20 protein-coding genes are annotated in these 15,456 nt (G+C 72.1%); 13 read left to right on the plus strand and 7 right to left on the minus strand.

From position 1 onward, the window contains the following. Positions 1-11: 11 nt before the first annotated feature. Positions 12-566, minus strand: a complete 555-nt coding sequence (locus LLS1_RS01585) for a tetratricopeptide repeat protein (RefSeq protein ID WP_226653299.1) — start codon at positions 564-566, stop codon at positions 12-14. 10 nt (positions 567-576) lie between these two features. Continuing rightward, positions 577-1,266, minus strand: a complete 690-nt coding sequence (locus tag LLS1_RS01590) for a TOPRIM nucleotidyl transferase/hydrolase domain-containing protein (protein WP_226653300.1) — start codon at positions 1,264-1,266, stop codon at positions 577-579. 79 nt (positions 1,267-1,345) lie between these two features. Here LLS1_RS01590 and LLS1_RS01595 point away from each other — a divergent pair, with 79 nt between their 5' ends. Continuing rightward, the gene (locus LLS1_RS01595; protein WP_226653301.1) at positions 1,346-1,627 is read left to right on the plus strand and encodes a hypothetical protein; all 282 of its coding nucleotides are present in this window, start codon (positions 1,346-1,348) and stop codon (positions 1,625-1,627) included. A 12-nt stretch (positions 1,628-1,639) separates the two neighbouring features. Here the strand turns inward: LLS1_RS01595 and LLS1_RS01600 are convergent, their stop codons facing one another. Both LLS1_RS01600 and LLS1_RS01605 read right to left on the minus strand, forming a co-directional pair. Continuing rightward, the gene (locus LLS1_RS01600) at positions 1,640-2,197 is read right to left on the minus strand and encodes a hypothetical protein (RefSeq protein WP_226653302.1); all 558 of its coding nucleotides are present in this window, start codon (positions 2,195-2,197) and stop codon (positions 1,640-1,642) included. 28 nt (positions 2,198-2,225) lie between these two features. Next, on the minus strand, positions 2,226-2,501 hold the full coding sequence (locus LLS1_RS01605; RefSeq protein ID WP_223358514.1) for a TetR family transcriptional regulator: 276 nt from the start codon (positions 2,499-2,501) through the stop codon (positions 2,226-2,228). Between the two features lie 98 nt (positions 2,502-2,599). Between LLS1_RS01605 and LLS1_RS01610 the strand changes: the two genes are divergently transcribed. Both LLS1_RS01610 and LLS1_RS01615 read left to right on the plus strand, forming a co-directional pair. Further along, on the plus strand, positions 2,600-3,529 hold the full coding sequence (locus LLS1_RS01610) for an aldo/keto reductase family oxidoreductase (protein ID WP_226653303.1): 930 nt from the start codon (positions 2,600-2,602) through the stop codon (positions 3,527-3,529). 84 nt (positions 3,530-3,613) lie between these two features. Continuing rightward, the gene (locus tag LLS1_RS01615; RefSeq protein WP_226653304.1) at positions 3,614-4,825 is read left to right on the plus strand and encodes a GDSL-type esterase/lipase family protein; all 1,212 of its coding nucleotides are present in this window, start codon (positions 3,614-3,616) and stop codon (positions 4,823-4,825) included. 74 nt (positions 4,826-4,899) lie between these two features. Here LLS1_RS01615 and LLS1_RS01620 read toward each other — a convergent pair whose 3' ends face one another. Further along, positions 4,900-5,808: a 5'-3' exonuclease gene (locus LLS1_RS01620; protein WP_226653593.1), complete on the minus strand. Its 909-nt coding sequence runs from the start codon at positions 5,806-5,808 to the stop codon at positions 4,900-4,902. A 117-nt stretch (positions 5,809-5,925) separates the two neighbouring features. On the opposite strand from LLS1_RS01620, the gene LLS1_RS01625 reads away from it, so the two are divergent. The 8 genes from LLS1_RS01625 (at position 5,926) to LLS1_RS01660 (ending at position 13,284) form a co-directional block, all read left to right on the plus strand. Further along, on the plus strand, positions 5,926-6,372 hold the full coding sequence (locus LLS1_RS01625) for an SRPBCC family protein (RefSeq protein ID WP_226653305.1): 447 nt from the start codon (positions 5,926-5,928) through the stop codon (positions 6,370-6,372). A gap of 166 nt (positions 6,373-6,538) precedes the next feature. Next, positions 6,539-7,495: a ribokinase gene (locus LLS1_RS01630; RefSeq protein WP_226653306.1), complete on the plus strand. Its 957-nt coding sequence runs from the start codon at positions 6,539-6,541 to the stop codon at positions 7,493-7,495. Next, entirely contained in the window at positions 7,492-8,496 is a 1,005-nt protein-coding gene (locus LLS1_RS01635; RefSeq protein ID WP_223358509.1) for an ABC transporter permease, read from the plus strand. Before LLS1_RS01630 ends, LLS1_RS01635 begins: the two co-directional genes overlap by 4 nt. Before the next feature lie 97 nt (positions 8,497-8,593). Next, positions 8,594-9,619 (plus strand): substrate-binding domain-containing protein, encoded by a 1,026-nt coding sequence (locus LLS1_RS01640; RefSeq protein ID WP_223358508.1) that lies wholly within the window; start codon positions 8,594-8,596, stop codon positions 9,617-9,619. 1 nt (position 9,620) lies between these two features. Beyond that, positions 9,621-11,162, plus strand: a complete 1,542-nt coding sequence (locus LLS1_RS01645; RefSeq protein ID WP_226653307.1) for a sugar ABC transporter ATP-binding protein — start codon at positions 9,621-9,623, stop codon at positions 11,160-11,162. Positions 11,163-11,234: 72 nt separating this feature from the next. Then, on the plus strand, positions 11,235-11,690 hold the full coding sequence (rbsD, locus tag LLS1_RS01650; RefSeq protein WP_226653308.1) for a D-ribose pyranase: 456 nt from the start codon (positions 11,235-11,237) through the stop codon (positions 11,688-11,690). Positions 11,691-11,740: 50 nt separating this feature from the next. Continuing rightward, positions 11,741-12,451: a deoxyribose-phosphate aldolase gene (gene deoC / locus LLS1_RS01655; RefSeq protein ID WP_223358505.1), complete on the plus strand. Its 711-nt coding sequence runs from the start codon at positions 11,741-11,743 to the stop codon at positions 12,449-12,451. 68 nt (positions 12,452-12,519) lie between these two features. Further along, positions 12,520-13,284 carry a GntR family transcriptional regulator gene (locus tag LLS1_RS01660; RefSeq protein ID WP_223358504.1) on the plus strand — a complete coding sequence of 255 codons (765 nt, stop codon included), beginning with the start codon at positions 12,520-12,522 and terminating at the stop codon, positions 13,282-13,284. Positions 13,285-13,303: 19 nt separating this feature from the next. Here LLS1_RS01660 and LLS1_RS01665 read toward each other — a convergent pair whose 3' ends face one another. Continuing rightward, on the minus strand, positions 13,304-13,663 hold the full coding sequence (locus LLS1_RS01665) for a nuclear transport factor 2 family protein (protein ID WP_226653309.1): 360 nt from the start codon (positions 13,661-13,663) through the stop codon (positions 13,304-13,306). A 56-nt stretch (positions 13,664-13,719) separates the two neighbouring features. Between LLS1_RS01665 and LLS1_RS01670 the strand changes: the two genes are divergently transcribed. Continuing rightward, complete coding sequence (locus LLS1_RS01670) at positions 13,720-14,124, plus strand: NUDIX domain-containing protein (RefSeq protein ID WP_226653310.1); 405 nt, start codon at positions 13,720-13,722, stop codon at positions 14,122-14,124. 135 nt (positions 14,125-14,259) lie between these two features. On the opposite strand, the gene LLS1_RS01675 is transcribed toward LLS1_RS01670, so the two are convergent. Continuing rightward, the gene (locus tag LLS1_RS01675) at positions 14,260-14,763 is read right to left on the minus strand and encodes a MarR family winged helix-turn-helix transcriptional regulator (RefSeq protein ID WP_226653311.1); all 504 of its coding nucleotides are present in this window, start codon (positions 14,761-14,763) and stop codon (positions 14,260-14,262) included. Between the two features lie 97 nt (positions 14,764-14,860). Between LLS1_RS01675 and LLS1_RS01680 the strand changes: the two genes are divergently transcribed. Further along, the gene (locus LLS1_RS01680) at positions 14,861-15,430 is read left to right on the plus strand and encodes an NADPH-dependent F420 reductase (RefSeq protein ID WP_226653312.1); all 570 of its coding nucleotides are present in this window, start codon (positions 14,861-14,863) and stop codon (positions 15,428-15,430) included. Positions 15,431-15,456: the final 26 nt, after the last annotated feature.

Genomic DNA, 15,456 nt, shown 5'->3' on the forward strand with positions numbered 1-15,456 from the left:
GCGGGCGGAGGTCAGTGCCGGTGCGCCTGCTCGGACGCGGTCGCCGCCGCGTCGCCCCGCTCCCGGTCCACTCCGCGCAGGTGCTCCGCGTTCCCGCGCAGCGCCTGCTCGTAGCGCAGGAGGTCGGGGGTGCGGATGCGGTCGGCGGCCAGGTCCATGAGCGCGGCGACCGCGGCGTCGCTGCGTCCCGCGGCGTGGAGCGACAGGGCCTGCCAGACGCGCACCGACTCGGAGTCGGGGAACTCCGCGAGGGCGCGGTCGAGCACAGCGAGCGACTCGTCGAAGCGGCCGAGGTTGCGCAGGGTGCTGCCGTACTGGAGCAGGCATCTGCGCAGGGTCTCGCCGTCGAGGCCCGCAGCGAGGGCGCGTTCGTAGTAGCCGGCCGCGGTCTCCTCCTCGCCGGCCGTGTCGTACGAGCCGCCGACCTCGTACAGCACCCGCGCGTCGTCGGGATGCTCGGCGAGCACCTGCAGGAACGCGGCGATCGTGGGGGCCATGCGCGTGCGATCGCGGGCGGAGAAGATCGTGGCGAGGCGTGCGTCGAGGGCGTCGTCGGCTGCGGGCATGCGCTCCACCCTACGCGCGCGCGTCCGAGCCCTCCTCGTCGCCCAGCAGGGCGGAGACCAGCGGGGCGGGGAGGCGCTCGGCCGTCAGCGCGGCGGTGAGCGCTCGGCCGTACCGCTCCTTGCGGCCGGAGGTCGTGCCGAAGAACCGGTGCAGCTGCTGCGCCGGCGTGCGGGCGCGCTGCGCTGGTTGGTTCTGGAACGTGCGGAACAGCCGCAGGTCCCCCTCCTGAGCGAGCACCTCCTCCGTGCCGGCGATCCCCAATGCCTCGATCAGCTCGCCCTCGAGATCCGGACGGCACACCGCGATGGCGGGGTCCGGGATGCCCGCGCGCTCGAAGAACCGGCGCTCGGCGGCGTCGCACAGGCCGCGCACCTCGGGGCGGTGTGCGGTGGCGGGGGCGTCGTCACCGCCGGTGGGACGCCGCGGCCCGAGTGCCTCCGCGAATCGTCGAGCGCTCATCGCGCCGCCCATCGGCACGACGGCGACCCCTTCCATGCCGAGATCGCGGCCGAGCAGAACTGCCGCTGTCAGCACGGCTGCGCGGTCGCTCGCGCCCTCGACGAGGAGCACGACGCGCACGGCGGAGACTGCGTCGGCCGACGGCGTACCGCCGCCGGCCGCCCAGTGCGCCAGCGCGCTCTCGAGCTCCGCCGCGGCTGAGGCGGCGGCCTCCCCTCGCCGTGGTGCGGAGCCGGTCACGCAGCCATTCTGCTCCCCGCGATCCCGGGCATCCGCAAGCCCCTGTCACGTCGGCGATGGCGCGCGTACGGTACCCGGCATGAAACTACTCATCTTCGTCGCTGGGGTCGCCGTCGGATTCGTCATCGGGTCGCGGGCGGGACGCGGGGCTTACGACGACATGCGCAAGAAGCTGCGGGGCTTCACCGAGTCGGCCCCCGTACAACAGGTCAAGGACGATGTGAAGGACTTCGCCTCCCGCGCAGCCTCCGACATCGGCGAGACCGTCGGCGACGCCGTCGGCAAGGCCACCGACAAGGCGGCGGCCGCGATCGACGACCTGACGGGCAAGAAGAGCGGCGGCGCGGCGACGGCGAGCTGAGGGGCGGACTCCTCACGCCCCCTGCGGCGGGTGCGCCAGCAACTCCACCCGCTCCGCCAGGTAGCCGAGCGCGTCGCGGGCGTCGGTGTCCGCGACCGCGGTGCTCCAGCGCACGCGCACGACGCCGTCGCTCAGGAACAGGGGGCCGCGTCCGGTGCGCGCTGCGTCCCGGAGGGTCTCCACGTCGAGCGGCACCGGGTCCGCGTCGAAGTCGACGGTCTCGCCGTCACGGAAGTGACCCCGCTCGGCCGCGGCGCGGTAAGCGCGGCGCGTCTCGGCCGAGACCGAGACGTACTGCGTGCGCCCCGGTTCGGTGGCCCGGATGACGGAGCCTGTCGCGTGCAGGCCTCCGTCCGCGTCGAGCAGCAGCACGCCCAGGCGCCACACACGCCCGGCCGGTCGCAGCACCGGCTCGCGCATGATCAGGAGCTTGCGCTGCCGGGCCTCGTAGACGGCCAGCGCCTCCGTGCGGGCGCCGGCCTCCGTCAGACGCGCGACGGCATCGTCGACGGCGGCGCGGAACTCCTCCACGGCCAGCGCGTCGTCCTTCCCGACCTCCGCCTCGCTCACCCTCCGAGCGTAGGACGACCCCGCACCGCTACGCCAACGTGCGGATGCTGAACGAGTTGTCGTCGGTCACGAGCAGCAACTCGACGCCCTCCTCGTGACGCAACACGACGAGGGCGGAGCTGTCGTCGTGCGCCACCCGCTCCACCTGGCGCACGAAGATCTGCGCCATCTCGTCGCTGACCCGGAAGTCCCTGCCCAGCGCGTGCACCACGTAGCGCGGCCGGGCGGGGGCACGGCGGGCGCCCAGGTCGGTCTCGGCGCGGAAGTCCTGTACGGCAAGCTGCATCTCCGGTGTCATCGTCATGGGACGTCCTCCTGTTTCGCGCATGGACCTTCAGGATCCGCACGCTAGCCCCGCTCCATGCGGCCGGGGAGGGGGTTGACGGGAGGAGGATGGGAGGCATGCGAACTCTCACCTTCCCCGGCGTCGGCGTCGGCGCGTCCAACATCGTCCTCGGTCTGATGCGCATCGAGCCCCTCTCCGACGAGGAGATCCGCGCACTCGTCCGCAGCGCCCGGGACGAGGGCGTCACGGTCTTCGATCACGCCGACATCTACGGCGACCGGCGCCACGGCAGCGAGCGGCGGTTCGGGGATGCGGGAGCGATCCCGGCCGCCGAGCGCGACCAGGTCGTCATCCAGTCCAAGGTCGGCATCCGCGACGGCTATTTCGACTTCTCGCGCGAGCACATCCTGGCCACCGTGGACGAGTCGCTCGCGGCCCTCCGCACCGACTACCTCGACCTCCTGCTCCTGCACCGTCCCGACACGCTCGTCGAGCCGGAGGAGGTCGCCGCCGCCTTCGACGCACTGCAGGAGTCGGGCAAGGTGCGCGCGTTCGGCGTCTCGAACCACACGCCGGGGCAGATCGACCTGCTCCGCCGGTACGTCGTGCAGCCCATCGTCGCCAACCAGGTGCAGCTCAGCATCACGCACGCCCCGCTCATCGCCCAGGGTGTCGCCGCCAACATGGCGGGCCTGCCGCAGTCCATCGACCGCGACAACGGCATCCTGGACCACGCGCGCCTCCACGACATCACCCTGCAGGCCTGGTCGCCGTTCCAGAAGGGGTTCTTCGACGGCGTCTTCCTCGGCGACCGCGAGCAGTACGCGGAGCTGAACGATGTCATCGACGAGCTCGCCGCCGACTACGGAGTCACGCCCACCGCGATCGCCACGGCCTGGATCACCCGGCACCCCGCCGGCATCCAGGTCGTCCTCGGCACCACCAACGCCCAGCGCGTCCGCGACGCCGCCGCCGGGTCGGAGCTCCCGCTCACCCGCGAGGAGTGGTACCGCCTGTTCCGCGCGGCCGGGCACACGCTGCCCTGAGCCCGCCGCTGGCCGTCATACATTCCGGGTGAGTCGGCGAGCCGCCGCTAGGCCGAACCGGTATGCCGGGATACCGTCAACCGGGTGAATGCTGAAAGCCTGAGACCGGGGCTCCGCCTCGCGACCCGGGCGCGGCTGCTGCAGGTCGTCAACATCCGCACCAGGCTGGTGCGCCCGTCGGATGCGCCGCAGGGCTTCGTCGCCGGGCGGCGGAACATCCGCGTGCTGCTGGTGGGCTCGGGACCGGTGGTCGGGTGGGGTGTCGGCAGCCACGATCTCGCGCTCCCCGGAGCCGTGGCGCGGGCGCTGGCCTCGTCGACGGGGCGCGGCGCCGTGGTCGACGTGGTCGCGCATCCGTCCGCCGGTGTCAGGAGGCTGCGATCCCTGGTGCGTGCGGCCACGCCCGAACGCTACGACGCCGTGGTGCTGAGCGCTGCGCTCGCGGACTCGCTGCGCCTCCCCGACCCGGGGCGGTGGGGCGAGCGGATGCGTGCCGTCCTCCGTGAGGTGCTCGCCGCCCGCGGCGGGGCGGCGGCCGTGGCCTGGCTGGGCGCGCAGCCCATCCTGGCGTCCGCCACGGACGACGTCGGTCCGGCCCGGATCGCCGAGGAGCACGGCGAGCGGCTCAACCGGGTGGCCGAGCGGGTGTGCCGGGAGGAAGGCGCGCATTTCGTCGCCCTGGCGGCCCCGCCGCACGCCGAGTCCGCCCGGCCCCACGGCCCCGCCGCCTACCTCTTCTGGGCCCGCAGCATCGCCGACGCCCTCACCCCCGTCCTCGGCTCGCTTCCCGCGGAGCAGCCGCCTTCGCCGCAGTCGGCCGCCGAGCGGGTCGAGGCCATCGACCGGTTGCGCCTGGCCGAGCGTGGGCGCGACGCCCGGCTCGACGGCCTGGTGGGCACGGCGCAACGCACCCTCGGCACCGAGATCGCGATGTTCACGATCCTGGACGACGAGAAGGAGTGGCCGATCTCCGCCGTCGGGACCACGCCGCGCGAGATCCCGATCGAGCAGTCGGCCTGTCTCCACACGATCGCCTCGTCCGACGGGATGGTCGTCACCGACGCCGTCGACGACGAGCGCTTCGCCGCCAGTCCGCTCGTGACCGGTCCCGCCGGTCTGCGCTACTACGCCGGCTACCCCGTCGAGGCACCGGACGGCACCCGCATCGGCGCGCTCTGCGTGTTCAGTCGCACGCCGCGTGACGCCGAGACCGGCGAGTTCGACCTCGACGTGCTCCGGGAGCTCGCCCTCCTCGCCCAGCGCGAACTCTGGCGCTGGCAGCCCGACGCCGTCTGAGCCCTCGAGGCGGCCCATTGTCAGCCGTCTCGGCGCCCTGCACCCGATTTCGAGCCGTCTCGGTGCCTCCCGGGTCAGTCGGGGAGCGCCGCCAGCAGGCGGTCGAGCGACCCGCCGAGACCCCAGCGCGCGGCCAGCGCGTCGAGCGCCTCGCGCTGGTGCTCCTGCGGACGGCGCAGGCGCGCGTCCACGGCGGGCAGCTCGAGGTCACGCACGACCTCGACGACGCGCGGGGCCACATCCAGGTAGTCCGCCGCCGCCAGGAACCGCGCCCGCACGGCCGGCTTCATCGCGCTCGAGGCGTCAGCCGCGGCGGCCCGGATGCCGTCGAGCGACCCGTACTCGGCGAGAAGCGCGGCCGCGGTCTTCTCGCCGACGCCCGCCACTCCGGGCAGCCCGTCGGAGCTGTCGCCGCGCATGGCGGCGAAGTCCGCATACTGATCGGGCCGCACCCCGTACTTGCCCGCGACGACCTCGTCGGTCAGAACCTCGAGGTTGCTCATCCCGCGTGCGGTGTAGACAACGCGGACGTCGTGGGCGTCGTCCACGAGCTGGAAGAGGTCTCGGTCGCCGGTCACGACGTCCGCCGGTCCGGTCCGCCGAGAGGCGAGGGTGCCGATCACGTCGTCCGCCTCATGCTGCGCGACCCCGACGATCGCGATCCCGAGCGCGCCCAGGACCTCCCGGATCACGGGTACCTGCGCGACCAGCTCCGCGGGGGTCTCCTCCACGTCCACGCCGCCCGGAACCTCCCGCGCCACCCGATGCGCCTTGTAGCTCGGGATGAGGTCGACACGCCACCGGGGCCGCCAGTCGTCATCCCAGCACGCCACGAGCGACGCGGGTCCGAAATCGGCGACGAGACGGGCGATGATGTCGAGGAAGCCGCGTACCGCGTTGACCGGCTCGCCCTCGGGGGAGCGCACCGTGTCGGGCACGCCGTAGAAGGCGCGGAAGTAGAGCGACGCGGAGTCGAGGAGCATCGTGCGCCCCGAACCGGGTGCGGTGTCGGCCGCGGGTGTGTGCTGTGGCATGGGAACCTCCGCCTGCCACGTTACGCAGGGGGTCGCACCGAGGGCCAGAGGCGCTACCCTGACGACATGGCCGGAACGATCGTCGTGGAGCGCACTGTCCGCATCGCCGCGACTCCCGAAGAACTGCAGCGCCGCCTCGCCGACCTCCCCGGCTGGGTCGACTGGTCGCCGTGGGAGGGCCTCGACCCCGCGCTGGACCGCGACTACACGGGCGAGCCGGGTACGGTCGGCTCCGGCTACGCCTGGTCGGGCAACCGCAAGGCGGGCGCCGGGCGCATGCAGGTCACCGCGGTGGACCCCGACGGTGTCGGGATCGCGCTGGACTTCACCAAGCCGTTCCGATCGAGCAATCGCATCCGCTTCGTGCTCACCCCGGAGGGGGACGGCACCCGCGTGACCTGGCGCATGGAGAGCCCGAAGACGTTCCTGTCGCGCGTGTTCAACATCGAGAAGCTGGTCGGCAAAGACTTCGAGAAGGGGCTGCGCCAGCTCAACCAGGTCGTGGAGGGGTAGCCCCCTCCATCCCGGAGTCGTCGCGCCCGGGTCCGTCGCCCGCCGGCCGGACCCGGGCGTTTCCGCGTGCGCGCGAGAAGGTGGCACGCAACAGTTGACAACTAGACAACTATGAACATACGCTGCTCATGTTCATAGTTGTTCACGTACAAGGAAGTACCCGTCAATGACGCTCGAATCGATGAAGATCGCCGTGGTCGGCAGCTACGGCGCCGGGCTCACCATGCGCGTCCCACGCTCGCCTGAGGCCGGCGAGACCCTCAGCGGAGGCGTGTTCGACTCCGGACCGGGCGGCAAGGGCTCCAACCAGGCGGTGGCGGCCGCGCGTCTCGGCGCGCAGGTCAGCCTCCTCACCGCCGTCGGAGCCGACGACTTCGGCCGCGCCGCTCACGTGCTGTGGGAGCGCGAGGGAGTCGACGCGAGCAAGACGCTCACCGGGCGCGGTGCCACGATGGTCGGCTTCATCCTCGTCGAGCCGTCGGGCGAGAACCGCATCGCGATCGCCCCCGGCGCGCTCGACGAGCTCGACACGGCCGCGGTCGACGCCTTCCGGGACGAGATCGCCGCCGCCGACATCCTCGTCGTGTCGATGGAGATCCCGCTCGACGCCGTCGTGCACGCCCTCCGCGTCGCACGGGAGGTCGGGACCCGCACGCTGCTCAACCCCGCGCCGGCCCGCGCCCTTCCCGACGACGCGTGGGAGCTGATCGACATCATCACGCCCAACCAGACGGAGGCGCCGGTGCTGCTCGGCCGCGCGCCCGGCGACGGAGCGACCGAGCGCGACCTGGTCGCCGCCCTGCGCGCCCGCACCGGCGGCGCCGTCCTCCTCACCCGCGGGGCCTCCGGAGCCCTCCTGGCGGATGCGGACGGGGAGCACGAGATCGCACCCGTCGCGCCCACGGCGGTCGTCGACACGACCGGCGCCGGGGACGCCTTCACGGCGGCCCTCGCCGTCGCGGTCGCGGCGGGCGCCCCGCTCGCCGACGCGGCCGCGTACGCCGCCCACGCGGGCGCGCACACCGTCGCCGCGGCGGGCGTCGTCCCCGCGCTCCCCACGGCCGATCAGCTCCCGGCCCTCCCTACCACCCCGACCCCCGGCTCGATTGGACCCGCCCGATGACCGCCACCACCACCGCCCCCGCGCGACGCAGCGCACCCGACTTCCGCACGCTCCTGCACGCCCGCGAGGCCGGTGTCTTCGCGGCCCTCGTGCTGCTGGTGGTGCTCGGCACCGTGCTCTCGCCGAGCTTCCTGCAGGCGGGGAACCTGCTCTCGGTCGGCCAGCAGGTGTCCCAGATCGGCATCATGGCCATCGGCGCCACCTTCGTCATCATCAATGGTGAGATCGATCTGTCGGTCGGTTCGATCTACGCGCTCTCGGCGATCGCGACCGGTATGGCGATCGCGGGCGGAGTCGCGTGGCCGCTCGCGATCCTGATCGGTCTCGCGGTCGGTGTGGTCGCCGGCCTCGTCAACGGGCTCGCGGTGGTCCTGCTCGGAGTGCCGTCGTTCATCGTCACGCTGGGCAGCCTGAGCGTGTTCCGCGGCGTCGCGCTCCTGATCTCCGACGGCAAGCCGATCTCGCTGAGCACCTCCCAGGCCGGAGTCGCCGACTTCAACCTGCTCGGCCAGGGGCGCCTCTTCGGGGTCGTGCCCATGCAGCTCATCATCTTCGCCGTCATCATCGTGCTGGGCGTCGTGCTGCTGTCGCGCTCACGCCTCGGCTTCAACACCTACGCCGTCGGCGGCAACCGGGAGGCCGCCCGCCTCGTCGGCATCAATGTCGGCGCGGTGAAGCTCACCGCGTTCGTCCTCTCCGGATTCACCGCGGCGGTCGCCGGCGTGCTCGGCCTGTCGTTCCTGAGCTACGTGCAGGGCGTCACCGGGACCGGCCTGGAGCTGACCGTCATCTCGGCCGTCATCATCGGCGGCGCAGCCCTCTTCGGTGGTTCCGGCACGATGTGGGGAACCGTCATCGGCGTCCTCTTCATCGGCATCCTGCAGAACATCCTCAACATCAACGGCATCTCGTCCTTCTGGCAGACCGTCGTCACCGGTCTCGTCATCGTCGCGGCTGTCGCCGCGGACACCTGGCAGCGCAAACGCAAGACGCGCGCCTGACACTGCGCGCCCCGCCCGCCCGACCGGCGCGCCGGACCCCGCGCACACCGCATCCCCCATCGCACCAACCCGAGCACATCACAACGAAGGAGTATTGATGTCTTTCCGCACCCTCACGCGCCGCGTGCTGACGGCCGCCGCCGTCGCCACGACGGTCGCGCTCACCGCCGCCGGCTGCGGCGCGATCACCAACGGCAGCGCCGCCGACGCCTCGGGCGGGTTCCACCTCGCCGAGTACATCCAGAAGCGTGTCGACGGCGGCGAGAAGCTGCGCATCAAGCTCAGCTACCACGACCCCTCCCTCGCGTTCGCCACCCCGATCCGCGAGGGCATGGAGAAGGCGGGCGCCGAGTTCGGCGCCGACGTGCAGCTGATCGGCCCCACCGGCGGCGACGCGGCCAAGCAGGTCGCCGAGCTGCAGACGCTCATCCAGCAGCAGGCGGTCGACGGACTGGCGGTCTCCTCCGCGAGCAGCGACGCGCTCAAGCCGGTCATCGCCCAGGCCTATGAGGCGGGCATCCCGATCATCTCGTTCAACACCGACAACCCGGGCTCGAAGCAGATGGGCTTCGTGGGCCAGGACCTCGCCGCCTCCGGCGAGTCGGAGGCGAAGGAGCTGCGCACCGCGCTCGGCGGCACGACGTCCGGCAAGGTCGTCGTGTTCTCGCTCGACACCGGCGCCGGCTGGTCCAACGACCGCTTCGGCGGGTTCCAGAAGGGAATGGAGGGATCCGGCTTCGAGGTCGTCGGTCCGGTGAACGTGGGCAACGAGCCGAACGCGGCCTACAACACGGTCGACTCGACCATGTCGGGACAGTCGGGCGTCGTCGCCATCGCCGGCCTCGACTGCTGCAGCACGACCGCCGCGGCCAAGTGGGTCCAGCAGTCGGGCAACTCCGGAAAGATCACGATGGTCGGCTTCGACCTCCTCCCGCAGACGGCCGAGTTCATCACCCAGGGTGTCGTGACATTCACGATCAGCCAGAACCCCTCCGAGCAGGGCTACCAGGCGGTCAAGGTTCTCGCGGACTTCCTGAAGAAGGGCACCGAGATCACGGGCGTCGACACGGGAGCACAGATCATCGACGCCAAGAACCTCTCCGACGCGACGGTGGAGGGCTGACATGACGCTCCCGACGCTCGACGCGGCAGAGCCGGCCATCCGCATCACCGGTCTCAGCCGCCGGTTCGGACCCGTCACCGCGCTGGCCGACGTCACGATGGAGGTTCCGGAGGGGCGGGTGACCGCCCTGCTCGGAGAGAACGGCGCGGGCAAGTCCACCCTCCTCAAGATCCTCGCGGGGCTGCAGCCGCCGAGCGCCGGGAGCGTCACCGTGCACGGGGTGGAGGTGCAGCGGTTCGACCCGCACTCGCTCCTCACCGAGCACGGCGTGGCGATCGTGCCGCAGGAGCTCTCGCTCCTGCCGGAACGCACGGTGGCCGAGAACATCCTGGTCGGGGTCGAGCCCGGGAGCCGCTGGTTCCCGTCGCGGCGCCGGATGCGGCAGCGCGCCGCCGAGCTGCTCCGCACGCTCGACCTCGACCTCGACCCGGGAGCCGCGGTCGGCGGTCTCGACCTGGCCACGCAGCAGCTGGTCGTGGTGGCGCGATCGATCGCCCGCGGCTGCCGCATCCTCATCCTGGACGAGCCCACCTCCGTGCTGACCCCGGCGGAGTCGGAGCGCCTGTTCGCGCTGATGGACACGCTCACGAGACAGGGCACGACCCTGCTGTACGTCTCGCACCGGATGCCCGAGGTGTTCCGCCTCGCCGACCAGCTCGAGGTGCTGCGCGACGGCCGGCACGTCGCCTCCTGGGCCCGCGAGGAGACGACGCCGGAGCAGGCCGTCGCCGCGATGGTCGGCCGCGAGCTCGGCGACGTCGCCCGCCGGTCGGACATCGTGCGCGCCGAGCCGCTCGACGCTCCGGTGCTCACGGTGCGGGAGCTCGCCGGCCGCGGGCACCGCGCCGTCTCCTTCGACCTGCACCCGGGCGAGATCCTCGGCATCGCAGGCCTCCCCGACAGTGGACGCGTCGAACTGCTCCGCAACCTCTTCGGGGCCGACCGCGGCACGGGAGGACGTGTCGTGCTCGACGGTGCGCCGTACGACCGCCGCGCTCCGGGAGAGTCGGTGCGCCGCCGCCTCGGCTTCGTACCCGGTGAGCGCCGTGCCCAGGGCCTCCTGAGCTCCCTCGGTGTCGGCGACAACATCGGCGTGCTCACCCTCGGGCGCCACACCACCGGCGGACTCGTCCGCCGCCGCGCCCTCGACGCGGAGGCCGGCCGGCTCTCCACCGCCCTCACGGTGAAGACGGCGTCGCTCCAGACGCCCATCGTCAACCTCTCGGGCGGCAACCAGCAGAAGGCCATGCTCGCGCGCTGGCTCGCGATCGAGCCGCGCGTGCTCATCCTCGACGAGCCGACCCGCGGCGTGGATGTCGGAGCCAAGGCCGAGATCTACGAGCAGCTGTTCGCGCTCGCCGAGGCCGGTGTCGCCATCCTGTGCTCGTCGTCCGACCTCCCGGAGCTGCTCACCGTCACCGATCGCATCGCCGTCATGACGGAGGGCCGCATCTCGACCGTGCTGCCGACGGCGGAGGCGACGGAGGAGAACATCATGGCCGCCGCGACCGGCGCCGTGCCCGCCGCGACCGCTGTCGCCTGAGCGACCCCGGCCGGCCCGCCTACCTCGACCATCCCGGCCGCCTCGACCATCCCGACCACCGAAAGAGAGACCATGAAGAAGAACGGCATCCTCAACGCCGAGCTGAGCGGAGCCCTCGCCACGCTCGGCCACACGGACCTGCTGCTCGTCGTCGACGCCGGGTTCCCCATCCCGCGCGACGCTCACCGCATCGACCTCGCGATCGCCGAGAACCTGCCCGACCTGCGCACCGTGCTCGGCCTCATCGCCGACGAGCTGGTGGTGGAGGGCGTTGTGCGCGCCGACGACGTCGTCAGCAACAACCCGCGCCTCGACGAGTGGCTCGCCGACCGGTTCGCCGGCGCCGAGTTCAGCACCCGCGCCCACGCCGACCTGCTCGGGCCCGTCGCCGCCCAGGCCAAGGTCATCGTGCGCACCGGAGCCTTCGAGCCCTGGGGCAACATCGGCCTGATCTGCGGCGTCGACGTGCCGCGCTGGTTCGGCGGGGACGGCGTCGTCGCCCCCGCCTACTACGCCGACCGTCTCTGACGGCCGGCCCCACCCTCCCGCACCCCGCGGTCCATGCGAAAGGAACAACCGTGACCACCACCGAGACCTCCGGCGAGAAGACCCTCGCCCCGGCCGAGCTCGCCCCGTACATCCAGCACACAAAGATCGAGGTCGGGCTCACGCGCGACGAGATCGTCGCTCACGCTCGTGAGACGGTCGAGCACGGCTTCAACGCCGCGATGGTCCCGGCCTCCTGGGTCGACGTCGTCGCGGCCGAACTGGCCGGCACCGGCGTGGGCATCGCCACCGCGCTCGACTTCCCGACCGTGGGCGTCACCACGAGCGCGGGCAAGGCCGCAGAGGCCGAGTCGATCGCCCGCCTCGGCGCCACCCAGCTCGACATCGGCGTGCAGGTCGGCTGGCTGAAGTCCGGCATGTACGACGCCTTCCGCGACGACATCGCCGGTGTCGTGCGCGCCTCCGGCCTTCCGGTCAAGGTGATGCTCGAACTGCCCCTCCTCACACCCGACGAGCGCCGCGCCGCGGTCGAGCTGTCGATGGAGGCCGGCGTCGCCTACCTGAAGAACGCGTCCAGCGGGCAGATCGAGACGGCCAACCCGGAGAGCGTCCGCTACCTGGTCGGCCTCGCCCGTGACGGCGTCCTCGTCAAGGCGTCCGGATCGATCAAGAGCTACCCGCAGGCGCTCTCACTGCTCGAGGCCGGCGCGAGCCTCCTCGGTACGAGCGCGGGGCTGGCGATCATCAGCGACTCCGGCGACGAGAACACCACCAGCTACTGATCAGCGCCGCCGCCGTCCCGGTGAACTAAGGTCGGGACGGCGGCGCACGCCAGGGAGGACACACGACGGTGACCGTGAACCAGGAGCTGTTCGACGAGGGGGATGTCGACCGGGAGGCCCCGATCGCCCTCCACGCGCAGATCTCGGAGCGCATCCGAGGGCGGATCGCGACAGGGGAGTGGCCGGCCCACTATCGGCTGAAGAGCGAGCCCGAGCTGGCGCACGACCTCGGCGTGAGCCGCGGGACGCTGCGCCGCGCCCTCACCACGCTCATCGAGGAAGGCCTGCTGCGCCAGATCCGCGGCAAAGGCACCTTCGTCACCTCGACCACCATCGAGCCCTCCATCGCCCAGAAGCTCAGCACCCTCTCGGAGGACTTCGCGAACCAGGGCATCGTGACCGAGACCGATGTGCTCGAGTGCGTGCTGCTCGAGCCGCCGCGGCCCGTCGCGGCCCTGCTCGACACCCCTCCCGGGGCCAAGGTCCTCACCCTCCGGCGCCTCCGCCGGACCGCAGACGGCCCCGTCGCCCTGCTCGCCAACTACGTCCGCGCCGACCTCGTCCCGGGCCTCGAGGACACCGACTTCACGTCGTCCAGCCTGTTCGGCACGCTGGAGGGCCGCTTCCAGCTCAAGATCGGGAGCGCCCGCCGCACCTTCTCGGCGGAGGCGGCGGACGCGCCCACCGCGGACGCGCTCGAGCTGCCGCCGGGCGCGCCCGTCCAGTACCTGCAGCAGGTGACCTACCTCGCCGACGGGCGTCCGATCGAGTACTCGGACGTGTGGATCCACTCCGGCCGCCTGCGGGTGACGTCGCTGCTGTCACGGCGGTAGCGCGCCCGGGAGCAGCTGCTCAGGCGGCCAGGTATGTCCCGTGCCCGCGCACGATCGTGTCGCCCGCGAACTCCAGCACTTCGCAGACCACCCCGCCGGCGTGATTGCGATACCGGATCACGAGGGTGTCCACGCCGACGTAGTGGTCGAGTACGTCGAAGCGCAGGTCGGGGAGCGCCGCGAGACCGGCTGTCCAGTACTCCCGAAGCGCCGCCTTGCCCTGGGCGACCCCACCGCTCCCCGGCAGGAGCCGGTCGGCGAGGGGCGAGGTGAAGACGACGTCGTCCGCGTAGTGCGCGAGCAGAGCGTCGAGGTCGTGTGCGTTCCAGTCGGCCAGCCATCGGTCGACGAAGCTGCGGGCGGAGTCGTCGCTGATCATCCGACCAGCATGGCACCGCGCGGCGACCCGAGACCCGCATCCCCTACCGTGGAGGCATGACCCTCCCTCCCCTCCAGGTCGCCGCCATCGCGCTCATCCGCGACCGCACGGTGCTGATGGTCACGGCTCGCGGGCGCGACGTTCACTACATGCCGGGCGGCAAGATCGACCCGGGCGAGACGGCGGCCGAGGGGGCGGCGCGGGAGGCGCTCGAGGAGGTCGCCCTGACCCTCGACCCCGCCGCGCTCGAGGAACTCTTCGAGGTACGGGCCCTCGCCCACGGGCAGGCGGAGGGGCGGATGGTCCACATGCGCGTCTTCCGTGCGCACACCGACGCCCGGCCCGCACCGTCCGCCGAGGTCGGCGCGCTGCACTGGGTCACCACCGCGGACGCCGATCGCTGCCCGCCTGCCGGCCGCGAGGTGCTGCGCCTCCTCGCCGCCCGCGACCTCATCGACTGAGCCGCCGTCTCCCGCGCGCCCTTTTCCGTTCCCGCCCGTCGAGTGCGCGAACACTCTGCATCCTCGACGGCTTCGCCTCGAGTTCTTGCGCACTCGGGGGCTGTGGGGTGAAGAGGGACGCGAGGCGGGCGAGGCTCAGGAGGTCGCAGCGACGATGGAGGCGCAGGCGTCACTGGGGCGGCGCGCGGGGTCGATGGCGCCGACGATGGATTCGGAGATCGCCGCCAGCTGCTCCACCTGTTCCGGCGTGAGGGCGGCGAGGACGCGCGAGCGCACGGTGTCGAGGTGGCCGGGCGCCGCTGTCGCCACGAACTCGGCGCCGGCATCGGTGAGCACGGCGTTGGTCGCCCGGCCGTCCTCCTCGCACGGCATCCGCTTCACCAGGTCGCGCGCCTCCAGGCGGGTGATCACGTGGCTGAGACGGGAGACGGACGCGTTGGTCGCGGTCGCGAGCGCGCTGAGCCGCATACGGCGCCGGGGTGACTCGGCCAGGCGCGAGAGCACGAAGAACTCGTAGTGCGTGGCGGCGGAGTCACGGGAGAGCTGGCCGTCGATGACGGGAGGGAGCAACTGCGTGAGCGCGACGAGTCCCAGCCAGGCGTCGCGTTCGCGTCCGGCGAGGTCCTCGTTCGTCGTCATACGGGCCATTCTAGCAAAACACTTGACGCGTCAACCAATGCGTCGTAGATTAGTTGAAGCATCAACTAATCGCGGCGTTCAGCCGGAAAGGACTCTCATGAGCACGGTCAGCATCATCGGCAACGGAAACATGGCGAAGGCCATCGGCGGCGTGGCTGCCGCCGGCGGCAGCGCCGTCGAGTACCTGGGCCGCGAGGGCGGAACGGTGAACGGCGAGGTCGTCGTCTTCGCGGTGCCCTACCCCGAGGTGGATGCGGTCATCGCCACCTACGGCTCCGCACTGGCGGGCAAGGTCGTCGTCGACATCACCAACCCGGTCGACTTCGCGACGTTCGACGGCTTGGCGGTTCCGGCCGACAGCTCCGCTGCCGCGGTGATCGCCGCCAAGCTCCCCGAGGCGACCGTGCTGAAGGCGTTCAACACCAACTTCGGCGCGACCCTCGTCTCCGGCACGGTCGGCGAGGAGACCACGACGGTCCTCATCGCGGGCGACGACGACGCGGCGAAGGCGGCTCTCGCGGGGATCGTGACCGCGGGCGGGCTGAACGCCGTCGACGCCGGTTCGCTCAAGCGTGCGCGCGAGCTCGAGTCCCTCGGCTTCCTGCAGATCACGCTGGCGGCCGCCGAGCGCGTGTCGTGGACCGCGGGATTCGCGCTGGTCGCGTAGCGGCGCCGCGTCGTCGGTCACGACAC

Source organism: Leifsonia sp. LS1, assembly GCF_020521355.1.
Taxonomy (GTDB): Bacteria; Actinomycetota; Actinomycetes; order Actinomycetales; family Microbacteriaceae; genus Leifsonia.